This window comes from Streptosporangium sp. NPDC049248 (assembly GCF_040678965.1).
GTDB classification, from domain to species: Bacteria; Actinomycetota; Actinomycetes; order Streptosporangiales; family Streptosporangiaceae; genus Streptosporangium; species Streptosporangium fukuiense.
Genome location: NZ_JBFAQY010000026.1, coordinates 115,994 through 140,896 on the forward strand (window position 1 = coordinate 115,994; position 24,903 = coordinate 140,896).

Genomic DNA, 24,903 nt, shown 5'->3' on the forward strand with positions numbered 1-24,903 from the left:
CCGGAGACCTTGCGGCTTGAACAGTGTTATTCCAGCGTCATACGGTTGACCGTGTGACTACGCCGCTGCTCCCCGACCCCGAGCCCAGGCGGCGGGACTATGTGATCATTTCAGCCGACGACCACCTGATCGAGCCGCCCGACATGTTCGACGACCGGCTGCCGGAGAAGTACGCCGAGCTGGCTCCAAAGGTGGTCGAGACCGATTCGGGTCACCAGGTCTGGCGCTACGGCGGTGCCACCTACCCCTGCGCCGGGCTCGACGTGGGCGCCGGTCTGCCCCGCGAGCAGTGGACGCTCGACCCGGTGCGGTTCGAGCACATGCGTCCCGGCTGCCACGACATCGAGGCCCGGATCGAGGACATGGACCGCGCCGGCGTCTGGGCCGCGCTCTGCTTCCCCGGCATGCTGGCCGGGCAGTCGGGCATGGTCTTCGCCAAGACCCGCGACCAGGAGCTCGGTCTGGCGATCCTGCGCGCGTGGAACGACTGGCACGTGGACGTCTGGGCGGGCACCTATCCGGAGCGGATCATCGCCCTGCAGCTGCCCTGGCTGACCGACCCCGAGATCGCCGCCAAGGAGATCCGCGACAACGCGGCGCGCGGCTTCAAGGCGGTGCTCTTTCCCGAGTTCCCCACCCGGCTACGTCTGCCGTCCATCCACAGCGACCACTGGGACCCGTTCTTCCAGGCGTGCGAGGAGACGGGCACGGTCGTCTGCCTGAACGCCGGCGCCGGTTCCTGGGCCCCCGTCCCCTCACCGGACACCCCGATCGAGGCGATCACCACGCTGATGCCGACGAGCGCCATGTTCGCCTGTGCCGACTGGCTCTGGTCGGGCATCCCGCTGCGCTTCCCCGCGCTGCGGATCCTCATCGTGGAGGGGGGCGTGGGCTGGCTGCCGATGCTCGCCGAGCGGGCCGACTACGCGCTCGACCACCCGGTGGCCGGCGAGGCCTCCTGGGAGGGCGGCCTGAAGCCCAGCGAGGTCCTGCGCAGAAACTTCTTCTTCGGCACGCTCAACGACCACGCCCTGTCCGGGGTGCGGCTCGCCGTCGGGCTGGAGCACGTGCTGCTGGAGAGCGGCTACCCCCACTCCGACTCCACCTGGCCCGACACCCAGCAGGCCATCGCGACGAACCTGGGCAGCCTGCCGCCCGCCGACATCGCCCGGGTGGCCTACGGCAACGCCGCCCGCCTGTTCGGCCACCCGCTGCCCTCCCGCGCCTGGCTCAGGATGGAACAGCTCTGACCCGGTCACGCTCCCAGTCGACGTAGCGTCCGCCCTCACCGAGCAGGGAGCTCATCAGCCACAGGAAGACCCCGAAGTCGTCGGCCACCCCGATGAGAACCAGGAAGTCGGGGACGATGTCGACCGGCGAGATGATGTAGAGCACGCCAAGGCCCATCATGGCCAGCTTGCCCTTGCTCATACCGGGGTACTGCCCGCGCATGACCGCGCCGATCATCCTGGGAAGAGCGCGCAGGCGAGCGCCGAGACCGGGCGAGCCCGGCTTCGACACACTCCGGTACGTCTTCCACGCCTGTGCCGCGCGCGCCGCCTTCGCCATGGGGATTCCTCTCGGAAGCACGTTCGCCTGGTGGCGTACTACCCCGCCACTTCACGATATAACGCGTGATTTTCCGATACGGTTCCCGAACGCCGACCGCGACCGGGACGATCATGCCCCGCCGCCGCTCCCGTCCGTCCTTCCCCGAAAATCGGGTCAGCGCATCGCCGTGTGCCGGAAGGGCCGCTCCTCCTCGATCTGCGCGGCCACCCGGATGAGCAGGTCCTCCCGTCCCGCCGCGGCGACCAGTTGCACGCCTACCGGCAGACCGTCCGCGGTGCGGTGCAGCGGCAGGGAGATCGCGGGCTGCCCGGTGGCGTTGATCGGCGAGGTGAACGCCACCGCCTGGTTGGTCAGGCCCCGTGAGAGGCTCACATCGTCCGCGGGCAGCTCGCCGAGGCGGAAGGGCGCCACTCCCAGGGACGGCATGAGCAGCAGGTCGTGGGAGTTCCACCAGGCGGCCATCCGCCGCCGGAACCCGTCGATCCAGTCGCGCGAGGCCAGGTAGCCGACCGCACCGAGCTCGCGACCCGCCGCACCCAGGATCCGGTTGCGCGTCTCCAGCTCGTCCAGCTCCACGGGTCTGCCGCGCCAGCGCCCGATGTCCTCCAGGTCGGCGGCCACGTGGGCGGCGACGACGGTGCCGAAGTGCGCGGCGAAGCCGTCCTCGGCGAGCGCGGGCGGCCCTCCCGGCTCGACGTCGTGTCCCAGCGCCGCCAGCAGCCCGGCGGCCCCGGTGACCGCGGTCACCAGGTCCGCCTCCGGCGGGACGGTCCCGTCCGGATGTCCGGTGAGGAAGCCGATCCGCAGCCGCCCGGGGTCGGCTCCGACCTCCTCGGCGAGCGGGCGCCGCCAGGCGGGCGCGCCGTACGGATCACCCGGCATCGCCCCCGCGACCACGTCGAGGGTCGCCGCGCTGTCCCTGACCGTACGGCAGAGCAGGCCCGCGGCCGAGAAGCCCGCCCAGGGCTCGCCCGCCGACGGCCCCGAGCTGACCCTGCCCCTGCTGGGCTTCAGACCGACCAGCCCGCACATGCTCGCCGGGATCCGGATCGATCCGCCGCCGTCGCTGGCCGTGGCCACCGCGACCATGCCCGCCGCCACCGCCGCCGCGGACCCTCCGCTCGACCCGCCGCTGCTGTAGCGGAGGTCGTACGGGTTACGGGTCGGACCGAACGCCACCGGCTCGGTGGTGATCGCGGTGCCGAACTCCGGGGTGTTGGTCCGGCCCAGGATGGTGAACCCCGCACGGCGCAGCCTGGTCACCGCGTAGCCGTCGCGCTCCGCCGAGATCCCGTCGAGGGTGCGCGATCCCGCGCGGTACGGCTCACCGGCCATGCCCCAGCCCAGGTCCTTCAGCAGCGTCGGCACCCCCGCGAAGGGGGCGTCGAGCTCGACCTTGTCCGCCTCCTCCAGCGCCCGCTCGAACCTGCGGTGCACCACCGCGTTGATCGCGCCGTCGCACGCCTCGATCCGGGCGATCGCCGCCTCGGCGAGTTCCCTCGGGGAGACCTCTCCCTTCGATACGGCCTGCGCCTGTCCGAGCGCGTCCAAACCCAACAGGTCGTGCAAGAGTCACTCCTCGGCGGGGGCCAGATCTCGTACGGCCTGCGTGATCGGAACCTCGCCGCCGGGGATGGGGGCGAGGACCGGGGTGTTCAGGCCGTTGCGCACATACTCCCGGATCCTGGCCCGGCACGTGGCGGCGTCCCCGTGCACGATGAGGTCGTCCACCACCTCGTCCGGAATGGCCTTGAGCGCCGCCTGCCGGTCACCGGCCGCCCAGGCCTCGTGCATCGGCCGCAGTGTCTCCCCACGTCCCAGCCAGTCGTGGAAGGCCGCGTAGACCGGGACCGTCAGGTAGCTGGCGAGCATCCAGCGTCCGAGCTCGCGCGCCTTCTCCGCGTCCTCGCTGACGCACACGAACAGCCGGGCGATCAGTTCGGTCTCCTCGCCGACCTCGGCCCTGACCTTCAGCACGTCCTGCGGGGAGAGCCAGTTGGTGATCGCGCCGTCGGCCTCGTCGGCGGCCAGGTGCAGCATGCGGGGACGGAGCGCGGCGAGCACGATCTTCGGCGGGATCTTGGGGGCGCGCTCCAGCTTGAAACCCTTGATCTCGAACGTCTCGTACCGCTCGGTGACCTTCTCTCCCGCGAGGGCCTTGCGCAGGAAGCGCAAGGTGTCCCTGGTCCTGGCGAACGGCTTGACGAATGCTCCGGCGTTCCAGCGCTCCACGATGGCCGGGGAGGAGGCCCCGATGCCCAGGACGAAGCGCTCGGGGGCCAGGTTGGCGAGCGTCGCGGCGGACATGGCGAGCAGGCCGGGCCCCCGGGTGGAGACCGGGACGATCGCGCTGCCGAGCCGCAGCTCCGGCGCCCATTCCGCGGTCATCGCCAGGGGCACGAAGCCGTCGACCCCGTTGACCTCGGCGGACCAGGCGTCGGTGTAGCCGAGTCCGGGGAGTTCGGCGATCAGCTCCTTGGAACCGGCCAGTGAGCGGTCGTAGAAGGGAACCGTCATACCCCAGCGCGGGCCTGTAGCCATCGTGCCACCTCCGTGTCAGCGGTCGCCGTCCCGGGACTTTGCCTAGAACGATGTTCTGATGTAGCTTGCCGCACCCGGCCGGGGGGTCGTCAATAGGCCGACTGTACCAACCAGACGGTATGCCTCGGATGTAATGATCTATGTCGACTCCCCACTTACCCTCCCATCACTTTCCGCATGATGTTAGAAACTTTGCGTGACGACGCATCGGTGGAGGAAAAGACGACGGGGCCTGCTCGGCGCGGCGGTCCTCGCGACCTGTATCGCGGCCCCCGCGCCGGCCGTGGCGCCCTCGCTCTCGGCGTTCTCGGCGACCTCGACGGCGGGCGGTGCCGGTCCGCCCGCCCCGCAGGTCGTCCGGCACGTCAGAGAGCCGATCTCGGCCTCCAGCCGTTCAACGCACCCGGAACCTGAGACGGACCACTCGGCCACCGGCTCCCAGGCGAGCCGGGAGCCGGTGTATCCCGGATATCCGGCCATGCCGCCACCCGAGATGAAGGCCGAGCCCGACTACCCGACAGCCCCTCCCCGGGTGGGCCTGGAGCCCGGGGACCCGGTCGCGTTTCCCTCCGAGGGGAAACCCGAACCGGACCATCCGAAGAAACCGCCGGAGAAACCGGGCTACCCGGCAGAAATTCCGGTCAAGCCGGAACCGGAGCCGGCTCCCGAACCCAAACCTGATCCCAAGCCCGAACCGACACCCGAGCCCGAACCGGTGTCGCCGACGCCCGCCCCGCCCTCACCACCCCGCCCCCTCCCGCCCGCCTACATTCCCAAGGCCGCTGTCACGCCGGCACCGTCCCGGACCCGCCCCCCGCGGCCCGCACCGGTGACGCGCCCCAGCGCTCCTCCCCTCCTGCGGCAACGCCTGGTGCCGGACCGCTACGCCGAGCGGCGCAAGGGCACCGACCGCAGGCTCGTCCTTCTGGTGATGTTCACCGGCGTGATCTCGGTCACCGCGGTCGCCGCCCTCAACCAGCGGGGCCGCGGATAGCGCGGACGGCCCCCGATCGGACAGCGAAGCCCGCCGGGAACCACCGGCGGGCTTTTCGATCCGGACGCGCCGGGCTACGGCTGGGCGGGAAACTGGCCGTCGATCTGGTCGTACTGCCGCTGCGCGGCCTTGAACGCGTCAGGCCCGACGGCGCCCGGCCCGCTGAACGGGTGGCTGATCAGGATGATGAAACACACCCCGATGACCACCACGCCCACCCGGACCAGATCGGCGACGATCGACGGGAAGGTGGGCCGCACCCTGAGCGTCCAGGGCAGCGCGATCACCAGCAGCCCGGAAATGATCATCGAGACCACGAAGATGCTCTCCAGGCCGGTGCCCGCGTCGTCACCCCTTACGGTTCGGGCGTGAGAGATCTCGGAGACCCGGTCGAGCGCGTCCTGCTGGAGGTTCTTGCCCGCGTCGCCGATCGGCCGGAGCCGGAGCACCGAGGCCCGCATGTCAGCGAGGGTCTGCCCGGGGAGCGGGGACATCTCGCTGTCGGCCATGAGCGGCCAGTCGAGGTCGATGCTCTGCGCGGTGTACTGGCGGATCTGGGTCCTGACGGGCGCCGCCTCGGGGATGGGCGCCACCGACCAGTACATCTCGGTGAGGCTCTCGGCCTCGGCCTGGACGTCCGTCTCCGTCGTCCAGAGTCCGTCCCGGCACAGAACCGCGGCGTAGGCCAGCACCAGCAGGTAGACGGCGAGGGCGAGGTTGGCGGAGAAGTCGATGGACGACGAGCCGTGCCCGTCGTCATCCCGCCCCTTCCTCCTCAGCACACGGAACGCGATCAGCGGGATCGCGACGGACAGCACCACCAGCAGCACGGCTACCCAACCCATGAGACTCCCTTGAATCCGCCATCGAATCAACCACTCAGGGTAATCAGATCGACACGATGATTCCTGGAGTTCCGCCGGTATTCACTCGCGAAGTTCATGGACTCCCGCGATGAAGTCACGGGCGACCCCGCGCAGGCCAGGCAGGTGCGAGAGCCCCACCAACCGGTCCACCAGCGGCACGGTGAGCTCGATGAACCGATATGTCCGCCGACATCCCTCAGAGTCGTCGTGCACCCAGAACAGGACGACGCCCATCGACATCAGCCAGAGCAGTTCGGGCAGTTCGGCCCGCAACTCGGCGTCCATCCGGTCGGAGGATCCCTCCACGACCCGCCGGTAGATCCCGATCGACGCGTCCCTGGAGGGCGAGGACTCGGCGCTGAACGGGTTGAGCGGGTTGCTCGGCTCGGCCGCGTGCTTGAAGAACTTCACCGCGAACTCGTGGTAGGGCTCGGAGACCCGCACCCACTCCCGCAGCACGCCCTCCAACCGCGCGGCGAACCGGTGTTCGGTGGCCAGCAGTTTCTCGCACGCGGCCTCGTGCTCGGCCTGGGCCCGGTCGTAATAGGCCTGGACCAGGATCTCCTTCGAGGCGAAGTAGTAGTAGGCGTTGCCCACCGACACCCCGGCCTCGGCGGCGATGGCCCGCATCGTGGTCGCCTCGTACCCTCGCTCGCGAAAAAGCCGCAGGGCCGTCTCCACGATGACCTCACGGGTCCTGTCTGATCCACGGCTTCTCGGGGGCGGCTCGGCCATAGAGCACCTGTCACCTATCGATTGGAGCTGGGAGAACGGGCTCATCTGGTCTCTCTCCACTGGACGAACCCTAGATCATCCGTCCCGTGTCACCAGGGAGAAGCCCCAGTCAACGACCCTAGGCGCGCCACATTGCCCCCGCCACTCATATCAACCATCGCCACACGACTCTCGTCTCCGTGCGCCTTCGGCGGTAGCGACCCGATCACCGCGCGACCGCTGTCTCAGCAGGTCATCGAGCCGCACGATGATCCCCATTACCGGGCAAAATTCACTCTTCGGGAGGGATCATCCGGGTTCGGTAGTGGGATTGATCCATTTGGCGGAAGGGCTCCCGCGACAAGGGATACATAATGGGGACACGTCCCTGTAGACAGCGGGCTGCCCGGTTTACCGCCGGAGCACTGCTCGCTCTGCAGATGTCTTTCATCGCATCGGCCCGGGACGACAGTGCGACCGCGGAGAGCGGACGCGCGTCGGCCACCGTCACGATCGTGAGCCGGCCGATCACGGCCGGCCCGGCGGAGGCACGCCGGTCCACGACCATCGGGACGTACGACACCGGCACCCTGGAAACCGCCGGGCTGCACCGCCGGACCGTCCACCGGGTGAGGGACATCGCCACCGCGGGCACACCCCCCGAACAGGCGGCCCCCCTGATCCCCGAGACCACGGGACGGACACGGGCCGCCACCCCGGCGGGCACACCACCGGAACAGGCGGCCCTCCTGATCCTCGAAACCGCGGCGCGAACGCGGGACACCGCCGCCGCGGACGCGCCATCGGAACAGGCGGCCCTCCTGATCCCCCAGAGCCCCCGGGAGACCCGGGCCTTCCAGCCGCGGTCCCGCCCCGAAACCTTCGCGGAGCAGGCGCCCTCCGTCCCCGAGAAGGCGACCGAGGCCCACCCCCCTCAGGCGCAGCGGGCCAAGCAGCGCCAGCCGGTGCGGCTGGCGCAGGCGGACGCCAGACAGCGCCTGCGGGCGGCGGGCCTGACCTGGAGTTCCTCGGGTAAATGCGCGAACCGCCAAGGACGGCACTGCACCTCGCTGCAGGCGGTCCGGGCCGCCACCGTCTCCGACGTGATCGAGCTGAAGCGCCGCAGCGGTTGTCCCCTGGTCATCACCGGCGGCACCGAGGTGGGCCATGCCCCGGGCCCCTACAGCCACTACATGGGCTACAAGCTGGACATCAAGCCCAACACATGCATCAACCGCTACATCACGAAGAACTATCCGCCACAGGGCATACGAGGCGACGGAGCCCCCCTGTACGGCGAATCGGCGACCTCGGGCACCCTCTTCGCCCGCGAGGCGGACCACTGGGACATCCTCTTCCGCTGACTCACGGGATTCCGCCGGCTCCGGTGTTCGCCGTTCACACCAGTGCCGCGGAACCGCGAGGGTCGTGCGGCGACATCCGATGCCGCCGCACGACCGGGGAGGTCACCCGAATTCGGCCGCGACCAGCTCGGCGATCTCCGCCGCGTTCAGGGCAGCGCCCTTGCGGAGATTGTCGCCACAGACGAACAGGTCGAGGGTGTTGGGGAAGTCGAGCGCCTGACGGATTCGGCCCACGTAGGTGGGGTCGGTTCCGACGACGTCCGCCGGGGTCGGGAAGACGCCGTTGGCCGGGTCGTCCATGACGACCACGGTCGGAGCGGCCTCCAGAATCCGATGGGCGTCGGCGACGGTGATCTCACGCTCGAAGGTCGCGTGCACGGCCAGTGAGTGGGTGGTGATCACTGGGACGCGGACGCAGGTCGCCGAGACCTTCAGGTCGTGGATCCCAAGGATCTTCCGCGACTCGTTGCGGAGCTTGATCTCCTCGGAGGCCCAGCCGCCGTCCTTGAGCGAGCCCGCCCACGGCACCACGTTGAACGCCACCGGTGCCGGGAAGGGCGACTCGGCGCCGGAGAGCTTGTTCTGCAGGACCTTGCGCACGTCGCCGGCGGTCTGCCCGACCGTACGGTCGCCCGCCAGGGCCTCGACCTCGTCGTAGAGGCGGGCCGAGCCCGCCACACCCGCGCCGGAGACCGCCTGGTAGGAGGCGACCACCAGCTCACGCAGGCCGTACTCCTCGTGGAGGGCACCCATCGCGGCCATCATCGACAGGGTCGTGCAGTTGGGGGTGGAGATGATTCCCAGCGGCCGCTCGCGCGCGGCCTCGGGGTTGACCTCCGGCACGACCAGCGGGACCTCGGGGTTCATCCGGAAGGTGCCCGACTTGTCGATGACGACGGCACCGCGCTCGGCGGCGATCGGCACCCACGTCGCGGAGACCTCGTCCGGCACGTCGAAGATCGCGATGTCGACGCCCTCGAAGACCTCGGGAGTCAGCTCCTGGACGACGAGGTCCTCACCGCGGACCCTCAGGACCTTGCCCGCCGAGCGGGCGGACGCGACGAGCTTGATGTCTCCGTAGACATTCTCGCGGCCGGAGATGATGTCGCGCATCACGGTGCCGACGGCACCGGTCGCGCCGATCAGGGCAAGAGTGGGCTTGCGGCTCATCGCCCGGTACCTCCATAGATAACGGCTTCGACCTGGTCGGCGTCGAGATCGAACGCGCGGTGCGCGGCGCTGACCGCCGTGTCCACCTCGTCCTGTCCGACGATCACCGAGATACGGATCTCCGAGGTGGAGATCATCTCGATGTTCACCCCCGCGTCGGCGAGAGCGGCGAAGAACGTCGCGGTGACGCCGGGGTGCGAGCGCATGCCCGCTCCGATCAGCGAGACCTTGCCGATCTGGTCGTCGAAGAGCAGCGACTCGAAGCCGATGCGCTCCTGGATCTTCTTCAGCGCGGTGAGCGCCACGGAGGCGTCACTCGTGGGCAGCGTGAAGGAGATGTCGGTCCGGCCGGTCGTCGCCGCCGACACGTTCTGCACGATCATGTCGATGTTGACCTCGGCGTCGGCGAGTGTTTTGAAGATCGTCGCAGCCTCGCCGACCTTGTCGGGCACCCCGACAACGGTGATCTTGGCCTCGCTCCGGTCGTGCGCGACGCCGGAGATGATCGGCTGCTCCATCTCTGTTCCTTCGCTGTCGGGGTCGGATACGACCCACGTGCCTTCCTTGGTGCTGAACGAGCTTCTGACGTGGATCGGCAGGCCGAAACGGCGAGCGTACTCAACGCAGCGCAGGTGCAGGATCTTCGCACCGCAGGCCGCCATCTCCATCATCTCGTCGTACGAGATCTTGGGAATCTTACGGGCGGTCGGGACGATGCGGGGGTCGGCGGTGAAGACGCCGTCCACGTCGGTGTAGATCTCACACACGTCGGCGTTCAAGGCGGCGGCGAGCGCGACCGCCGTGGTGTCCGAGCCGCCCCTGCCGAGCGTGGTGATGTCCTTGGTGTCCTGGGAGACGCCCTGGAACCCGGCCACGATCGCGACCTGGCCGCTGTCGAGCGCCCCGCGTATCCGGCCGGGCGTCACGTCGATGATGCGCGCGCGGCCGTGCGAGGAGTCAGTGATCACACCGGCCTGGGAGCCGGTGAACGAACGCGCCTCCTGGCCGAGGTTGGCGATCGCCATCGCCAGCAGCGCCATCGAGATGCGCTCGCCCGAGGTGAGCAGCATGTCAAGCTCCCGGCCAGGCGGGAGCGGCGAGACCTGCTGGGCGAGGTCGAGCAGTTCGTCCGTCGTGTCACCCATGGCGGAAACGATCACCACGACGTCGTTGCCGGCTTTTTTCGTCGCGACGATCCGCTGAGCGACCCGCTTGATGCAGGACGCGTCGGCGACGGACGAACCACCATACTTCTGAACAACGAGCGCCACGAGATGTCTCCGAAGCAATCTAGGGCTGTGGAGTTCACAGTCTACTGGCGCCCTAGCTGGGACCTTCTGATGTGGCTCAGTATGTGGACGATCACACGGTTGTGCGCTCCTCGGCGACATCAAGCCGGGTATGGGCGACAAGAGCCTGAAGTGCCCGCATCGCCGCTCCGGCGTGGTTTCCCCAGGTATTGAAATAGGAGTACTGCCACCACCAGAGAGCCTCCAGCGGGCGACCCGCACTGTGGTGCCGCAGACCGTGCAGGAGGTCGGCGGCCACCGCCGTCAGGTCGTCGGAGAGACGGTACGGGGTGACCACGGTGTCCTTGTAGGGGTCGAAGACCTCGGCGTAGTCGTCGACCGGCCCCAGCCGCTCGGCCAGAGCCGTTCGGACGGCGTCGACGTCCGGGTCCTCCCCCAGATGCGGTTCCCAGTTGCCGGACAGGATCACGTCCTGACTCGCGCCGAGCTGCGCGCCGGCCGAGCTGACCTGCGCGACCTCCACCAGCAGCAGGGGCAGGATGGCGTCGCCGCCCTCGCCGCCCGCCAGGCGGGTCAGGCCGTCGATGTAGTTCTTCGCGTGCTCCGCGATCCGCTCCGCGAGAGCACTCCATGCGTCATCAGACATCAAGGAGCCTCCTTCCCTCGAACGCGCGGCCCAAGGTGACCTCGTCCGCGTACTCGAGGTCACCGCCTACCGGCAGACCGCTGGCCAGTCGTGTCACTTTCAGTCCCATCGGCTTGACCAGACGGGCGAGATAGGTCGCCGTCGCCTCCCCCTCAAGGTTGGGGTCGGTGGCGAGGATCAGCTCGGTGACCTGGCCGTCCGCCAGGCGGGTCATGAGCTCTCTGATGCGCAGGTCGTCGGGGCCGACACCGTCGATCGGGCTGATCGCCCCGCCCAGCACGTGGTAGCGGCCTCGGAACTCGCGGGTCTTCTCGATGGCCACGACGTCCTTCGACTCCTCGACGACGCAGATCACGTGGGGATCGCGCCTGGCGTCACGGCAGATCCGGCACTCCTCCTCCGCGGCGACGTTGCCACAGACCCGACAGAAGCGGACCTTCTCCTTGACCTCCAGCAGAGCGTGCGCGAGCCGTTTCACGTCGGCCGGCTCCGCGGCCAGCAGGTGGAACGCGATGCGTTGCGCGCTCTTGGGACCGACGCCGGGGAGCATCCCCAACTCGTCGATCAGGTTCTGGACGACCCCTTCGTACATGACCTAGAACCCGGGAAGCTGGCCGAGCCCGCCCCCGCCCCCCAGCCCCTGTGCGAGGGGACCGAGCTTCTCCTGCTGCAGGTCGGCCGCGGCGCGCACGGCGTCGCGGATGGCCGCGATGACCAGGTCGGCGACGGTGTCCGCCGTCTCCTGGGGATCACCGGGGTCGATGGCCTCGGCGCTGATCTCTAGTTCGAGCAGCTCGCCCCCGCCGTTGACCGTGGCCACGACCAGGCCGCCGCCCGCGGAGCCCTGGACCTCCGCGTCGTTCAGCTCCTGCTGGGCGCTCACAAGCTGCTGCTGCATGAGCTGAGCCTGCTCCAGCAGCTGCTGCAGGTTGACATCCCCTGGGTTCACCGTCGTTGTGCTCCTCATTCGCGACATCGGTCGTCACGAGCCTACGGGTTCTGAGCCGGGTGTTGTACTGAAGCGGGCACGGGTTCCCTGCTGACGGGGATTAAACCTCCATCGGGCCCCGGACCCCCTCAAGACGTCCGAGACCCGAGATGACACGTCCCGGAGCGGCCGCACACGGCGACGTGTGGTCGAAAGGTAACCGCCCGAAGGTTGCGCACACGTTGCGGTCGTCCGCTCACACTCCGCGTGCCCTCTTTGATCGAACGGGTTGCGTGCGGGGTTCCGAGCCCCGATGCTTCCGCCATCGGCTCTGTTCCGGGGGGATATGTGTCCGACGGCCAGATGAGAGCTGCCCAGGCAGCCGATCTCGACTCCTACGCGTCACGGCTGCGGCGCCTGCACGAGGCCCTGAGCGACGGTGGGCGACCGGTGGCCGAGGGACCCAGAAGCGTGATCTCCTCGTCGTGGCGGCGGTCGCTGGACGCCGGGGTCGACCTCGGGACCAGGTCGGCTCCGCCGGCCTTCGAGGGCCAGGACATCCGGGAGGTCCGTTCGGCCCACCCGATGAACGGGTTGCTGCCGATCATCACCGGCACCCTTCTGGGAGCCGCCGACGAGGGCGACCAGATCCTGCTCATCGCCGACGCCGAGGGCAGGGTGCTCTGGCGGGACGGCAACCACCGGACGATGGAACGCGCCGACGAGGTGGGACTGGCCGCCGGCTTCGACTGGAGCGAGCAGGCGATCGGGACCAACGGCCTGGGCACCGCGCTCGCGACCCGGCGGCCCCTCCACGTCTTCTCCTCCGAACATCTGGTCAGAGCACTCCACATCTGGTCCTGTTCCGCCGCGCCGGTCATCGATCCCGACGGCGGCGGCCTGCTGGGCTGCGTCGACGTCAGTGGCACGACGCGCGCCATGCACCCGGCGAGCGTCGCCCTCGTCGAGGCCGCCGCGCGGCTGGCCGAGAGCCACCTCACGCTGCGCATGCTCGAACGCGACGAGCGGCTCAGACGCCGCCACGAGAGGCAGGTGAGCGCGCTGCGCGGCGAGCCCGGCGCCCTGGTCACCGTGACCGGGCGGATCATCGCCGATGACGACGCACGGCAGTGGGGTCACCGCATCCGCCTGCCCGAGGTGGGCCACCGGGTGGTCCTGCCCGACGGGCGGAGCGCCTTCCTTGAACCGCTCGGTGACGAGGGCTTCCTGCTCCGCCTCGCGGGTCCGGCGCGCGGCCCCGTGCTGACCCTGTCCCTCCTCGGCACCGAGCACCCCTCGGCGTACCTGGAGGGGGTCCGCCTGCCGCTCTCCCTGCGCCACGCCGAGATCCTCGCGATGCTCGTCCTCAACCCCCGGGGAATGACGGCCGCCCAACTCTCCTTCCATCTGTACGGCGACGAGGGAAATCCGGTGACCATCCGTGCCGAGATCCACCGGCTCCGCGCCCACCTCGGCCGCACCATCGCCGCCAAGCCGTACCGCCTTACCTGCCAGGTCGAGGCCGACTTCCTGGAGCTCAAGCGGCTGCTCGCGGCCGGCGAGACCGCGCCGGTCGCCCGCGCCTACCGCGGCCCCCTGCTGCCCCGCTCCGAGGCGCCCGCCCTGCGCCGCGAGCGGGAGGAGCTGGAGGGCCAGGTACGGGCCCGTCTCCTGCGGCGAGGCGACCCCGACGACCTCTGGGCCTACACCGAGACCGAGCACGGCAGGAACGACGTCCAGGTCCTCGAACGCCTCGCCGCCACGCTGCCCGGCCACGACCACCGCGCGGTGGCGGCCCGGATCCGCCTCAGCGGCGGCGACCCGCCCTGAGATCCTCGTCACCCCGAAGGCGGGGCTCCCGTGCTGCCACGGGTGCGGCGGGTTTCCCGGCGACCGCTTCCGGACGGACGCGCGCCGTCGACCGGTCTGAGACCTCCGGGACGCGGCTGGGAGCCCGGCGTGAAACCGTCAGGTGTGGTCGATCTCGCCGATGATCTGGCCACCCAGCTCGCGCTGGATGAGGGCCATCCCGCTGAGCGCGTCGACGTCGGCGTCCGCGTCGTTCAGCGGGTCGACCTCGTCGGCGTCGGGGGCGGCGCCGCGGTTACCCCGGCCGGGCACCGCGTCGGGCCAGGCCGGCTTGGCGCCGGTCTTGGCCACGGCCCGTGGACCGGCCTGGGCCGCGGCCTTGGCGGCCGAGCGGGCGGCGGCCAGACCTGGGCCGGGCCCGGAGATCGACGGGGGAGGCGAGCCCGGGTCCTCCGGCATGGGGGCGTCCGGCCAGGACTCGTCCGTCGCGGGCGGGCTCTGACGCGCCGGGGCCTCCCGCTCCGCCTGCGGCGCGGGCGGAGCGGCTGGGGCCTGTGCCTGCCGGACCGGCGCCTGGACCTGCGGCTGCGACGGCTGGGGGGTGGGCTGCTGGGGGGCCGGGGGCTGTCTCGGTGCCGGCGCACGGCCCCCGCCCGACGGAGCGGGCCCGTTGCCGACGACGGCCTCGACCTTCCAGGTCCCGCCCAGAACCTCCTGCAGCACCGCCGCGACGACCGCGTCCTTGCCGCCCCCGGTGAAGTTCTTCATCGCGCCGACCTGCGCGAATCCCAAAGTTACGATCTTGCCCTCGACCCCGACGACCTGGGCGTTGGTGTTGACGTTGGCCCACACGACGATGCTGCGCCGCTTGAGCGCGGCGAGCACCTGGGGCCACGCCTGCTGCACGGCCCCGCCCCCGGAACCGGGTGCGGCAGCCATGTCGACCGGCGCGGGCGCGCCGGGAGCCTGCTGAACGGGCGCCTGGGCCTGCTGCCCCGTAGCCGGTGCGCCGGGCCTGACCGCCACCGGCCAGTCGTCGCCCTGGGCAGCGGGCTGCTCGGCGGGTGCCTTGACGACGGGCGGTGCGGGCCGCTCCGCCTGCGGCGGGGGCGCCGCGTGGACCACCGGTGCCGGAGCCGCGGCCTGCGGGGCCACGGCCTGCGAAGCGGCGGGCACGGCGACCCCGCCCCGCTCCAGCCGCTCCAGCCGTGTCAGCAGCGCCGCCTCACCCTGCGCCGCGCCGGGAAGCAGGATCCTGGCGCACATCAGCTCAAGGAGCAGCCGAGGCGAGGCCGCGCCGCGCATCTCGATCAGGCCCGCGTTGAGGATCTCCGCGGCGCGGGTCAGCTCGGCCGGACCCATCGAGGCCGCCTGGACCTGGAGCCGCTCCAGCTCGTCGCCTGGCCGGTCGAGCAGCCCGCTGGTGGCCGCCTCCGGCACGTTGGCCAGGATCACCAGGTCACGGAAGCGCTCCAGCAGGTCCATCGCGAACCGCCGGGGGTCGTGGCCGCCCTCGATCACCCGGTTCACCACCTGGAACACCAGCGCACCGTCGCGACCGGCGAAGGCCGCGACCACGTCGTCGAGCAGGTCACCGTCGGTGTAGCCGAGCAGGGAGACGGCACGTGCGTACGTGATGCCCGCCTCGTCCGACCCGGCGAACAGCTGGTCGAGGATGGAGAGCGAGTCCCGGGCCGAACCCGCGCCCGCCCGGACCACCAGCGGGAGCGCGGCGGGCTCGAACGGCACGTTCTCGGAGGTGAGGATCTCCTCCATGAGCGTGCGCAGCGCGGCCGGCGGGATCAGCCGGAACGGGTAGTGATGGGTCCTGGACTTGATCGTCCCGATGACCTTCTCTGGCTCGGTGGTCGCGAAGACGAACTTCAGGTGAGGGGGAGGCTCCTCGACGAGCTTGAGCAGCGCGTTGAAACCCTCGCGGGTCACCATGTGCGCCTCGTCGATGATGTAGATCTTGAAGCGCGACGACACCGGCGCGAAGAAGGCCCGCTCGCGCAGGTCGCGGGCGTCGTCCACGCCGCCGTGCGAGGCGGCGTCGATCTCGATGACGTCGAGGTGGCCGGGACCGGTGGGCGCCAGCGCCACGCAGGACTCGCACTCCCCGCACGGCTCGGGGGTCGGGCCCTTCTCGCAGTTCAGGGAGCGGGCGAGGATGCGCGCGCTGGACGTCTTGCCACATCCCCTGGGACCGCTGAACAGGTAGGCGTGGTTGATGCGCCCGCTGCGCAGCGCCTGGCGGAGCGGATCGGTGACGTGTTCCTGACCCTTGACCTCGGCGAAGGTTCCGGGCCGGTACTTGCGGTACAGCGCAAGACTCATGCGACGATCCCACCTGCGAGGGGTCCTGAAACGAAAGACCCCTCGCACACCCGCCAGAGCCCGCTTATCCTTGCTGCCTTCCGGCCCTGGGGAGGTTCACAGGATGACGCCGCGCGAGGGGTCGACCCTCAGTCTAGCCTCAGATCCGAGTGCTCGGGGTCGGAAATCCATGGTCCGTGCACCTCGAAAGTTGGGTAAGCTTCTCCACGGAGGATTCGCCTAGTTGGCCTAGGGCGCACGCTTGGAAAGCGTGTTGGGGGCAACCCCTCAGGAGTTCGAATCTCCTATCCTCCGCCACCTCGAAGGGCCGGACGGCATATGCCGTCCGGCCCTTCGTCGTCTCAGGCCGCTGTGGGACGCCTACCGGCTCCGAACGGCTACAGGCTTCGGTCCCACCGTGCCCGTCCGGTGGTGTTCGTGCCGCTGCCGGTGCGCGCGTACCCCGCAGAAACCGATGACGGCGCCTTGTGCTCACCTCGCACCGAGGCGCTCCCGGTAGCGGCCGTCTCGGCCTCTTCCGGAGAGTCCGTGACGAGGCCGAGACAGCCGTCGGGCCGTACGACGAAGAGGACGTCTTCGCCAAGGGTGACGCCGTAGGCCGAGTGCGCCGTCGCCTCTGGGACCTCATGGACCCCATGGCCGCCGACTTGGCCGGCCACCTCGACTACGTCTCCGCCGCCGGCCGCCCGCAGGACGTCGCCTGCGCCATCATGGCCCTCATCACCGAGTACGCCGCGATCTGGGTGAGCCAGCCTCCCAAGACCCGCCTTTCCCCCGACGCCGCCATCGACCTGGTCACCGACCTGATCTGCACCGGTATCACCGGCCCCACCCCCTGACCCACCGCGTGAGCACCGGGGTGCTCATCCGCGTCGGGAACGCATGAGCGGGGGAGTTCGGCGACGCGCAGGCGGAACCGGTGCCGGGGCGGGAATCGTCGACGGCCTCGGATCGAGGTTCCGGTTCTCGGACGCCCGACAACGGTGGGAAGGTCCGCCGAACCTCCGGGCTTCGAACGGGACGGCAAGCGGAGGACCTGGGAGATCGTCGTCTCCGGGCGCGCGAGGAGATCGTGGCGCCCCCTCGGCTCGGGACCACGCGTCAGCGAGCCGGGCAAGCCATCGATATTCACACCTCGGGTAACGAGTACGGAGAAGGGGGTCTTGGGCATGTAGGAGGGTGAACCTCGCATCTCATGCCTTTGTCCGCGTGCGGGCATGTCAAGCTCTGTTCGGGGCAGGGGAGGCGCCCCAAGCGGATCGAAGGGATGTCGGGCGATGGATTTCAAGGACGATGTCCAGCTGGACAGCTCGCAGGTCGAAAACCGCGGCCGGGGGAGGATTCCCGGTGGAGGTCTCGCGGTCGGCGGCGGGGCGGCCGGAATCATCGCGCTCATCCTCGCGCTGGTGTTCGGGATCAACCCCGGAGACATCACCGGCGGCTCCGATCCGGCTCCGGTCGGCCCGGGCTCCGACCTCTCGGCGCAGTGCAAGACCGGGCGGGACGCCGACCAGAACGAGGAGTGCCGGGTGGTCGGCGTGGTCAACAGCGTCCAGGAGTACTGGCCGAAGGCCGTCCAAGGATACGAGCCCGCCAAGACCGTCATGTTCTCCGGCCAGGTCAACACCGCCTGCGGTGCCGCCGACGCCTCCGTCGGCCCGTTCTACTGCCCGGCCGACCGCCAGGTCTACCTGGACCTCAGCTTCTTCAAGGAACTGGAGAGCAGGTTCGGCGCCAAAGGCGGCCCCTTCGCCCAGGCGTACGTCATCGGGCACGAGTACGGTCACCACGTCCAGCACCTGATCGGTACCGACGCCAAGGCCCAGGGGGACCGGCAGGGCCCCAAGAGCGGCTCGGTAAGACTGGAACTGCAGGCCGACTGCTACTCGGGCGCCTGGGCCAAGAACGCCTACGAGACCGGCCTGTTCGAGAAACCGTTCAGCAGGACGGACATCGAGGAGGCGCTGAGCGCCGCGTCCGCCGTGGGCGACGACAGCATCCAGGAGCGGACCCAGGGCCGGGTCACCCCCGAGGGCTTCACCCACGGCACGTCGGCGCAGCGCGTCAAGTGGTTCACCACCGGCTACCAGAGCGGCGATCCCGGCAGGTGCGACACCTTCTCCGGCGACATCTGAGAACTCCGGCGGCACCTGCCCAGGACGCATCCGAAAGACGGCCTCCGAACTGCGGCGATGAAGATCGGACAGGCGAGAGGCCGGATTCTCTCCTAAACTACGTACTGTGATCTTCAAGCTGGTCGGCGATGGACGGCCCTACCCCGAGCACGGTCTCTCGCATCGCGAGTGGGCGCAGATACCGCCGCGACAGGTCCGGCTCGACACGCTGATCACCACGAAAGCGGTGCTGGACCTGCATTCCCTGCTCGCCAAGGACTCCACGTTCTACGGCGACCTGTTCCCGCACGTGGTCCAGTGGCGCGGCGACCTCTATCTGGAGGACGGCCTGCACCGGGCCCTGCGCTCGGCCCTGCACCAGCGCTCGGTGCTGCACGCCCGGGTCCTGGAACTGCCCACGGAGAACTGAGGCCCCGGGCGGGATGTGCCGGGTTCGCGAAAGGGATGGAACGGCGGGGGAAAGAAGGCAGAACGCGAGGAAGGGCTCCCGCGACCGCGGGAGCCCTTCCTGTGTGGCGGTGGAGGTGGGATTTGAACCCACGGATAGGTTGCCCCATCACACGCTTTCGAGGCGTGCGCCCTCGGCCACTAGGCGACTCCACCGCGGAGCAGCCTACCGGATAACCGCTATTGCTCGCGCATCCGGCGAGCGGTGAAGAACTCGGTGAGAACCGCCGCGCAGTCATCGGCCAGGACCCCCCGCAGGACCTCGGGCCGGTGGTTGAGGCGGCGGTCCCTGAGCACGTCCCAGAGCGACCCCGCCGCTCCGCCCTTGGGATCGACGGCGCCGTAGACGACGCGGTCGACCCGGGCGAGCACGGCGGCGCCCGCGCACATGGTGCAGGGCTCCAGGGTGACCACCAACGTGCAGCCGGTCAGCCGCCACCGCCCGCACGCCTTCGCGGCCTGCCTCAGGGCGAGCACCTCGGCGTGCGCGGTGGGGTCGGCCGAGGCCTCCCTGTCGTTTCCCGCGCGCCCCAGCACGGAGCCGTCCGGGCCGATGACCACCGCACCGACGGGCACCTCGCCGCGGGCTCCGGCTTCGGCGGCCTGCGCCAGGGCGAGCCTCATCTCCCCGACGTAGTCCGTCAACGCAACCGGTCGAGCTCGTCGGCGAAGGCCATCCGCTCGGCGATCACCGAGAGCGTGTCCCCGGGGAGCGCGCCCTCCTCCATGCTGAGCTCGACGAGCTCGTCGGAACTCAGCCCGAGGTCCTCCAGCAACTCGAAGTCGCCCGCCGGCCGCACGCCCAGGTCGGGGGTGTCCTTGTCGACCGCCACCCCGGCCAGCTCGGTGAAGAGCTCACCGAGGCCGTCGGAGAGCCCCGCGTGGGCGTCGGACAGGAAGGTGCGTGGCTCCAGGTCGCCCTGATATCGGACGATCGCGAACCACTCGTCCTCCACCTCCACACACAGAAGAGCAAGCTCGTCGCCGTTGAGCCCCAGATGCTCCTGAACGGCGTCGCCGAGATCGTCGACGATCTCGGCCTCGCTGAGGTCGACCTCCGCGCCTTTCCAACCGTCCGGTGTACGGACGAAGGCCGCGGAGAAAACACTGTTGCGGGGTGGTCTGGAGGGCATGGCCGATCTCCCGAGGTCAGCCGAACACAGAGTCGATGGCGCGTTCGAACGGCTCGGAGAACCCCAGCCGCGCGGCGATGCTGGACAGGACGTCCTCCGGCAGGAGGTCGATGTCGCCGGAGAGGATGCCGAGTTCCATCTCGTCAAGCCCCAGGTCCGCGAAGATCGACAGGTCCCCCGCGGGGAGCGCCGTCTCCTCGTCCTGAAGAATCGCGTCGAGTTCGTCCTCGTCGGGAACCGGCACGTCCAGGTATTCCAGCGCCTGCCGGGCGAGCGGGAAGTCCCAGGACGCGGCGATGTCGGACAGGAAGACCTCGACCCTCTCGCCGAACACCCGTAGCGCCACGAAGAACTCATCCCCAACGGCGACCAGGCCAATCGTGCCGTTCATGCTCGGTTGCTGGCGCAGGGCGTGGATGAGGCCGTCGAGGTCGGACGTGAGGGCCACGGGGAGCATCTCCGCCTCCCAGCCGTCGTCCTCACGGTAGATCACGATGGCAAAGTCCAGCGAGTCTTCGTCTGACATGGCCATCCCCACCGAATGCTTTCTCTACGGAGGTCAATGCTTTCAGAAGCGGGACACGGACGTGGGTCTCTCCGACCAAATTGTGATCAAATCCGAGTGAGCGGGTGATGTCGAACAGGTGCCGCCCACCCTCCCCCGGCTCATCGCCCGCCGAGTGCCCAGGATATCTTTGGCCACCATGGAAACCCTGGTCGTCGACCATCCCCTGGTGGCCCACAAGCTGACCGTGCTGCGGGACGTCGGCACGGACTCCCCCACTTTCCGGCGTCTCGCCGACGAGTTGGTGACCCTGCTGGCCTACGAGGCGACCAGGCACGTCCGCGTCACCGAGTGGTCGGTGCAGACGCCCGTGGCTCCCGCCAAGGGCGTGCGGCTGGCACAGCCCTGCCCGCTGGTGGTCCCGATCCTGCGCGCGGGACTGGGGATGCTGGAGGGCATGACCCGGCTACTGCCCACCGCCGAGGTCGGTTTCCTGGGAATGATCCGCAACGAGTCCACCCTCCAGGCGGAGACCTACGCCACCCGGCTGCCCGACGACCTCTCCGGCCGTCAGGTCTACGTGGTGGACCCGATGCTGGCCACCGGCGGCACCCTCGCCGCCGCGATCCAGTTCCTCTTCGACCGGGGCGCCGACGACGTGACCGCGCTCTGCCTGCTGGCCGCCCCCGAGGGCATCGCCTACATGGACCAGGTCTTCAACGGCAGCGGCAAGCCGATCCGCCTGGTGACCGCGGCCCTGGACGAGCGCCTGAACGAGCACGGCTACATCGTTCCCGGGCTGGGCGACGCCGGAGACCGGCTCTACGGCGTCGTCTGAGTACTCCCCGGTATCGCCGCCGACCCGAAGGTTCCGGGATTTCAGAGCCATCCTTTTCCCTTGAAGGATGGTTCTTCTACCCGCCGATCGTTACATAACGCGATCGAGCGGGTACGAAGAGTCGCGAAGACATCTCTTCTGTGTCCCCGGTCCGCCGAGGCCGCGGGCGCACACCAGGGAGAACCATGAGCGAGCGAATCATCCCGGACACCGAACCCGACCCTTACGCGGACTTCAGCGCCGCGCTCAGGGACGAGTTCTCCGAAGTCCATCCGGCGGCCACGGTGACCCGCTGCATAGAGGCGGCTCACTACGGAGCGCTGGAGGTCGTCGGCCACGCCCATCCGACGCTGGTCGAGCGGATCGCCCGCAAGCACCTCGAGGTCCTCGCACTGGTCGCGAGCGAACGCGGGTGACGGGTCATGAGGGGCACGGATGTCCGGGAGGGGCCCACGGGGCCCTCGCGCGGGATCCTCGCGACGCGTACGAGACCGAATGAGCCGATGCGCTTTACCGCGGCATGGCCCTGGGTAATGTATATGGCGGGTGCAGTGGGTGAGTGGTAGTGGGAGGCCAACGTGCAGGTCAAGAAAGTCCTATCGTATAGCGCTGTCGGTTTTGTGGCGTTTTTCCTGTTCACCCGACCAGGTGACGCAGCCAACGCCGTAAGGGGTGCCATGGACACGGTTTACACGGCGGCCGATTCTCTGGCCCAATTCGTCTCACACCTGTCATGAGGCTCGTGACCCACGGGGACTCCGCTCCCTCGTCGGTCAACCGCTACCTGCTCCCCCACGAACACCAGGTCATCATGGTGCGGCGCCACCCGGCCGTGCTGCTTCGCGCGGTCGCCGAGGTCTTCGGCGGCCTGATCCTCGCCGGACTGCTCAGCAAGTGGTTCGGCGACCAGGGCGGCGGTGGCGTGCTCGTCATCGTCTGGTGGGCCTGGCTGCTGTTGTTGATCCGCTTCGTCTGGAAGGTCGCGGAGTGGTCGGTCGACTACTTCGTCGTCACCTCCAAGCGCATGCTGCTCACCACCGGCTTGATCACCCGCAAGGTCGACATGATGCCGCTCGGCAAAGTGACCGACATGAGCTTCCAGCGCTCGATCCTCGGCCGCATGCTGGGCTACGGCGAGTTCGTTCTGGAGTCGGCCGGTCAGGACCAGGCTCTGTCGAGGGTCAATTACATTCCATACCCGGAGACCCTCTACCTGGAGGTCTGCCAGATGCTCTTCCCGGGGGGCAATGATTCGGATGATTAGTTCCCTATGTCCATATTGACAGCAATGACATAGTGGCTGCCCACACTCCCCGGTGAGGATTTTTCACGCGGGGTTACCCGATTCGACTGCTTCATGCAATCATGGCGGGAACATTGACCATCCCCCGCCCTGAGAGATCAGATGCCGAGTCAGGGAACCATCGGTGACCGCGTCCGCGGACTGCGACTGAGTAGGCGCATGTCCCAGGCCCAGTTGGCAGGGCCCGACCTTTCCGACAGCTACGTCTCCCTCATCGAGTCCGGCAAGCGGACGCCGACGCCCGTGGTCGCCCGTCTGCTGGCCGAGCGACTGGGGTGCACCACCGAGTTCCTGCTGCACGGGATCGAGCCGCGCCAGCGCATCGACACCGAGCTTGGCCTGCGCCACGCGGAGTTGGAGCTTCTCCACGGCGACCCGTCCGTCGCGGCGGACCGTTTCGGTGAGATCGTCAAGGTCGCCGGCGAGGAGAACGCGATGCTGGCCGCGCACGCGCGACTCGGCCGCGCACGCGCGCTGGAGGCCCAGGGCAGGATCGGTCCGGCGTTGGAGGCGTTCGAGCGACTCCGCCGTGAGGCGGCCGCCCACCCCGAGCGCTTGGCCGACCTGCCGCTGACGGTGGCGCTGAGCCGCTGCTACCAGCGTGCCGGAGACACCCCTCGCTCGCGCGACCTGGCCGCCCACGCGCTCAGCGAAGTCAACCGGCTCCCCCTGTCGCAGGGCGAGATCGCCGTCGAGCTGGCCGCCTCCCTGATGGAGGCCGAAACCTCTCACGGACCCGGCTCACCGGGCATCTCCTACGTTCGGCACGTCCTGTCGACCAATGGCGTCCCCACCGCGGTCAACCGCACCGCGGAGATCCACGCCCTCTGGCGAGCGAGTGTCGCGGCCTCTGACAGAGAGGACTCGGCCCTGGCCGTCCGCCTCGCCGACGACGCGATCGCGACCGGTCGCCCGGCACGGATGGCGTCACAGCTCGCCCTCATCGCGATGGACTGGGCACGTCTCGCCGCCTCCACGGGCGACGAGTCACTCGACGAGGCCCACAGGCTCGCGACCAGCGCCGGCAAGGTCTTCGCGGCGTTCCCCGAACGCGTCCACGAGTACATCAGGAGCATCGTCGTGCTCGCCCAGGTCCGGCTGGCGACCGGCGACGCTCAGGGCGCGGCGGATCTGGCCAGAACCGCCCTCGACATGCCGGGCGGCCAGGCGGGCGCCATCGGGGCGACCGCGCAGCTGGTTCTCGCCCGGGCCGCGCTGGCCCACGGCCGGAGCGACGTCACGACCGCCCTGGACACCGCCAAGCTGCTGCTGAACGGCGTCCGGTACGAGCTCTCCGGCCCTGATCGGGGGACCGCGCGAGTCTGGCGTGACCTAGGAGACCTGTACGGCCAGGTCGGTGCGCGTGATGACCAGGCCAGCGCGTATCGTAGGGCTCTCGAAACCGCTGGAGTGCGCGACGCGCTGGTGGGCGTGACCGTCGACTCGGCTTTGGTCCGATAAGACCGGTTTCGTTAAGGGAGTTCCAGATTTGTTTTCGCACCTCTGGAATAACTAGGGTCTACCAGTCATTGATTCATAGGATGATTGGTTTCTCCGGAGGAGGCGGACGGTGAGTCTGCGTACGGCGCAGCGAGCATCCCTCGTCGACCAAGTGATCGATCAACTCAAGGAGCAGATCACTTCTAACTCCTGGCAGATGCACGCGAAGATTCCTACCGAGACCGTACTCGCCGAACAACTCGGGGTCGGTCGCAACACCGTGCGCGAGGCGGTGCGGGCGCTCACACACGCCGGCCTGCTGGAGTGTCGCCAGGGTGACGGAACGTACGTTCGCGCCACGAGCGAGCTCTCCGGGGCCATGCTGCGCCGGCTACGCTCCGCCGAGCAGCTTGAGATCCTGGAGGTGCGGCGTGCGCTGGAGGTGGAGGCCGCCAGGCTCGCCGCGACCAGGCGCACCGACGCCGACATCGCCGCGATCGAGGCGGCGCTGACCGAGCGGGACAACGCCTGGCAACTGGGCGAACCCAACGCGTTCGTCGAATCCGACCTTGCCTTCCACATCGCGGTGGTCCGTGCCACCCACAACCTGGTGCTGATCGAGCTTTACGAGGACTTCTCAGCGGCGCTGCGCGCCAGCATCACCGCCGCGGGCACCTCGCTGAGCAGCACCCTGAACACCACCTACATCCCGCACGACGCCATCGCCCGCGCCATCGCGGCCGGTGACGCCGCCGCCGCCGAACACGCGGGACACGCGTGCATGGAGCACATCCTGATCGCCCTGACCGAGGAACAGGAACTCTCCGCCTGACCCCTCCCTCCCAGGGCTTCTCACAGTGCGGGCCCCGCCACCGGCCGGGTCACGCCAGGGCTTGGTCTTCAGGACGGGC

The 24,903-nt window shown here is 69.4% G+C and carries 26 protein-coding genes, 2 tRNA genes and 1 other RNA gene; 13 read left to right on the forward strand and 16 right to left on the reverse strand.

What is annotated here, in order from left to right:
- Positions 1 to 53: 53 nt before the first annotated feature.
- Positions 54 to 1,250: an amidohydrolase family protein gene (locus AB0K21_RS34415; protein WP_343971677.1), complete on the forward strand. Its 1,197-nt coding sequence runs from the start codon at positions 54 to 56 to the stop codon at positions 1,248 to 1,250.
- On the opposite strand, the gene AB0K21_RS34420 is transcribed toward AB0K21_RS34415, so the two are convergent.
- The 3 genes from AB0K21_RS34420 to AB0K21_RS34430 form a co-directional block, all read right to left on the reverse strand.
- A complete protein-coding gene (locus AB0K21_RS34420; RefSeq protein WP_343971680.1) occupies positions 1,231 to 1,569 on the reverse strand; it encodes a YkvA family protein in 339 nt (112 codons plus the stop codon). The two genes, AB0K21_RS34415 and AB0K21_RS34420, sit on opposite strands and share 20 nt — an antisense overlap.
- Before the next feature lie 156 nt (positions 1,570 to 1,725).
- On the reverse strand, positions 1,726 to 3,141 hold the full coding sequence (locus tag AB0K21_RS34425) for an amidase (RefSeq protein WP_343971683.1): 1,416 nt from the start codon (positions 3,139 to 3,141) through the stop codon (positions 1,726 to 1,728).
- 3 nt (positions 3,142 to 3,144) lie between these two features.
- Positions 3,145 to 4,113: an LLM class F420-dependent oxidoreductase gene (locus AB0K21_RS34430; protein ID WP_364155842.1), complete on the reverse strand. Its 969-nt coding sequence runs from the start codon at positions 4,111 to 4,113 to the stop codon at positions 3,145 to 3,147.
- A 196-nt stretch (positions 4,114 to 4,309) separates the two neighbouring features.
- Between AB0K21_RS34430 and AB0K21_RS34435 the strand changes: the two genes are divergently transcribed.
- A complete protein-coding gene (locus AB0K21_RS34435) occupies positions 4,310 to 5,107 on the forward strand; it encodes a hypothetical protein (protein ID WP_343971689.1) in 798 nt (265 codons plus the stop codon).
- 74 nt (positions 5,108 to 5,181) lie between these two features.
- On the opposite strand, the gene AB0K21_RS34440 is transcribed toward AB0K21_RS34435, so the two are convergent.
- Positions 5,182 to 5,952, reverse strand: coding sequence for a hypothetical protein (locus tag AB0K21_RS34440; protein ID WP_343971693.1), 771 nt, complete (start codon positions 5,950 to 5,952; stop codon positions 5,182 to 5,184).
- An 81-nt stretch (positions 5,953 to 6,033) separates the two neighbouring features.
- On the reverse strand, positions 6,034 to 6,654 hold the full coding sequence (locus AB0K21_RS34445; protein WP_343971696.1) for a TetR family transcriptional regulator: 621 nt from the start codon (positions 6,652 to 6,654) through the stop codon (positions 6,034 to 6,036).
- A gap of 473 nt (positions 6,655 to 7,127) precedes the next feature.
- On the opposite strand from AB0K21_RS34445, the gene AB0K21_RS34450 reads away from it, so the two are divergent.
- Positions 7,128 to 8,051 (forward strand): hypothetical protein, encoded by a 924-nt coding sequence (locus AB0K21_RS34450; protein WP_343971699.1) that lies wholly within the window; start codon positions 7,128 to 7,130, stop codon positions 8,049 to 8,051.
- A gap of 102 nt (positions 8,052 to 8,153) precedes the next feature.
- On the opposite strand, the gene AB0K21_RS34455 is transcribed toward AB0K21_RS34450, so the two are convergent.
- The 5 genes from AB0K21_RS34455 to AB0K21_RS34475 form a co-directional block, all read right to left on the reverse strand.
- On the reverse strand, positions 8,154 to 9,221 hold the full coding sequence (locus tag AB0K21_RS34455; protein WP_343971702.1) for an aspartate-semialdehyde dehydrogenase: 1,068 nt from the start codon (positions 9,219 to 9,221) through the stop codon (positions 8,154 to 8,156).
- Positions 9,218 to 10,492: an aspartate kinase gene (locus tag AB0K21_RS34460; RefSeq protein WP_030919807.1), complete on the reverse strand. Its 1,275-nt coding sequence runs from the start codon at positions 10,490 to 10,492 to the stop codon at positions 9,218 to 9,220. The genes AB0K21_RS34455 and AB0K21_RS34460 overlap by 4 nt, the downstream gene beginning before the upstream one ends.
- Before the next feature lie 91 nt (positions 10,493 to 10,583).
- Positions 10,584 to 11,117 (reverse strand): DUF5063 domain-containing protein, encoded by a 534-nt coding sequence (locus AB0K21_RS34465; protein ID WP_030919805.1) that lies wholly within the window; start codon positions 11,115 to 11,117, stop codon positions 10,584 to 10,586.
- On the reverse strand, positions 11,110 to 11,709 hold the full coding sequence (gene recR, locus AB0K21_RS34470) for a recombination mediator RecR (RefSeq protein WP_030919803.1): 600 nt from the start codon (positions 11,707 to 11,709) through the stop codon (positions 11,110 to 11,112). Before recR ends, AB0K21_RS34465 begins: the two co-directional genes overlap by 8 nt.
- A 3-nt stretch (positions 11,710 to 11,712) precedes the next feature.
- Positions 11,713 to 12,066, reverse strand: a complete 354-nt coding sequence (locus tag AB0K21_RS34475) for a YbaB/EbfC family nucleoid-associated protein (RefSeq protein WP_343971709.1) — start codon at positions 12,064 to 12,066, stop codon at positions 11,713 to 11,715.
- 342 nt (positions 12,067 to 12,408) lie between these two features.
- On the opposite strand from AB0K21_RS34475, the gene AB0K21_RS34480 reads away from it, so the two are divergent.
- Positions 12,409 to 13,875: a GAF domain-containing protein gene (locus AB0K21_RS34480; RefSeq protein WP_343971713.1), complete on the forward strand. Its 1,467-nt coding sequence runs from the start codon at positions 12,409 to 12,411 to the stop codon at positions 13,873 to 13,875.
- Between the two features lie 138 nt (positions 13,876 to 14,013).
- On the opposite strand, the gene AB0K21_RS34485 is transcribed toward AB0K21_RS34480, so the two are convergent.
- Together AB0K21_RS34485 and ffs are read right to left on the reverse strand one after the other, a co-directional pair.
- Positions 14,014 to 16,191, reverse strand: coding sequence for a DNA polymerase III subunit gamma and tau (locus tag AB0K21_RS34485; protein ID WP_364155847.1), 2,178 nt, complete (start codon positions 16,189 to 16,191; stop codon positions 14,014 to 14,016).
- A gap of 30 nt (positions 16,192 to 16,221) precedes the next feature.
- Positions 16,222 to 16,317, reverse strand: an RNA gene (ffs, locus tag AB0K21_RS34490) — signal recognition particle sRNA small type.
- 82 nt (positions 16,318 to 16,399) lie between these two features.
- Here ffs and AB0K21_RS34495 point away from each other — a divergent pair.
- The 4 genes from AB0K21_RS34495 (at position 16,400) to AB0K21_RS34510 (ending at position 18,735) form a co-directional block, all read left to right on the forward strand.
- A tRNA-Ser gene (locus tag AB0K21_RS34495) sits at positions 16,400 to 16,488 on the forward strand.
- A gap of 338 nt (positions 16,489 to 16,826) precedes the next feature.
- Positions 16,827 to 17,030 carry a hypothetical protein gene (locus tag AB0K21_RS34500; RefSeq protein ID WP_343970229.1) on the forward strand — a complete coding sequence of 68 codons (204 nt, stop codon included), beginning with the start codon at positions 16,827 to 16,829 and terminating at the stop codon, positions 17,028 to 17,030.
- A gap of 438 nt (positions 17,031 to 17,468) precedes the next feature.
- Positions 17,469 to 18,326 carry a neutral zinc metallopeptidase gene (locus tag AB0K21_RS34505; protein WP_343970232.1) on the forward strand — a complete coding sequence of 286 codons (858 nt, stop codon included), beginning with the start codon at positions 17,469 to 17,471 and terminating at the stop codon, positions 18,324 to 18,326.
- 106 nt (positions 18,327 to 18,432) lie between these two features.
- Positions 18,433 to 18,735, forward strand: coding sequence for a type II toxin-antitoxin system VapB family antitoxin (locus tag AB0K21_RS34510; protein WP_030919787.1), 303 nt, complete (start codon positions 18,433 to 18,435; stop codon positions 18,733 to 18,735).
- A 104-nt stretch (positions 18,736 to 18,839) separates the two neighbouring features.
- On the opposite strand, the gene AB0K21_RS34515 is transcribed toward AB0K21_RS34510, so the two are convergent.
- From AB0K21_RS34515 to AB0K21_RS34530, 4 genes are all read right to left on the reverse strand, one after another.
- A tRNA-Ser gene (locus tag AB0K21_RS34515) sits at positions 18,840 to 18,929 on the reverse strand.
- A gap of 24 nt (positions 18,930 to 18,953) precedes the next feature.
- Positions 18,954 to 19,397, reverse strand: a complete 444-nt coding sequence (gene tadA / locus AB0K21_RS34520; protein WP_343970930.1) for a tRNA adenosine(34) deaminase TadA — start codon at positions 19,395 to 19,397, stop codon at positions 18,954 to 18,956.
- Positions 19,398 to 19,414: 17 nt separating this feature from the next.
- Positions 19,415 to 19,906, reverse strand: a complete 492-nt coding sequence (locus AB0K21_RS34525) for a tRNA adenosine deaminase-associated protein (protein ID WP_343970237.1) — start codon at positions 19,904 to 19,906, stop codon at positions 19,415 to 19,417.
- 16 nt (positions 19,907 to 19,922) lie between these two features.
- The gene (locus AB0K21_RS34530; RefSeq protein ID WP_245651776.1) at positions 19,923 to 20,432 is read right to left on the reverse strand and encodes a tRNA adenosine deaminase-associated protein; all 510 of its coding nucleotides are present in this window, start codon (positions 20,430 to 20,432) and stop codon (positions 19,923 to 19,925) included.
- Positions 20,433 to 20,610: 178 nt separating this feature from the next.
- Here AB0K21_RS34530 and upp point away from each other — a divergent pair, with 178 nt between their 5' ends.
- From upp to AB0K21_RS34555, 5 genes are all read left to right on the forward strand, one after another.
- Positions 20,611 to 21,249, forward strand: coding sequence for a uracil phosphoribosyltransferase (gene upp, locus AB0K21_RS34535; RefSeq protein ID WP_343970242.1), 639 nt, complete (start codon positions 20,611 to 20,613; stop codon positions 21,247 to 21,249).
- A 185-nt stretch (positions 21,250 to 21,434) separates the two neighbouring features.
- Positions 21,435 to 21,665 carry a hypothetical protein gene (locus tag AB0K21_RS34540; RefSeq protein ID WP_343970245.1) on the forward strand — a complete coding sequence of 77 codons (231 nt, stop codon included), beginning with the start codon at positions 21,435 to 21,437 and terminating at the stop codon, positions 21,663 to 21,665.
- A 317-nt stretch (positions 21,666 to 21,982) separates the two neighbouring features.
- Positions 21,983 to 22,513, forward strand: coding sequence for a PH domain-containing protein (locus AB0K21_RS34545; protein ID WP_030919774.1), 531 nt, complete (start codon positions 21,983 to 21,985; stop codon positions 22,511 to 22,513).
- A gap of 141 nt (positions 22,514 to 22,654) precedes the next feature.
- Positions 22,655 to 24,013 carry a helix-turn-helix transcriptional regulator gene (locus AB0K21_RS34550; RefSeq protein ID WP_343970248.1) on the forward strand — a complete coding sequence of 453 codons (1,359 nt, stop codon included), beginning with the start codon at positions 22,655 to 22,657 and terminating at the stop codon, positions 24,011 to 24,013.
- A gap of 109 nt (positions 24,014 to 24,122) precedes the next feature.
- A complete protein-coding gene (locus AB0K21_RS34555; RefSeq protein ID WP_030919768.1) occupies positions 24,123 to 24,824 on the forward strand; it encodes an FCD domain-containing protein in 702 nt (233 codons plus the stop codon).
- Positions 24,825 to 24,903: the final 79 nt, after the last annotated feature.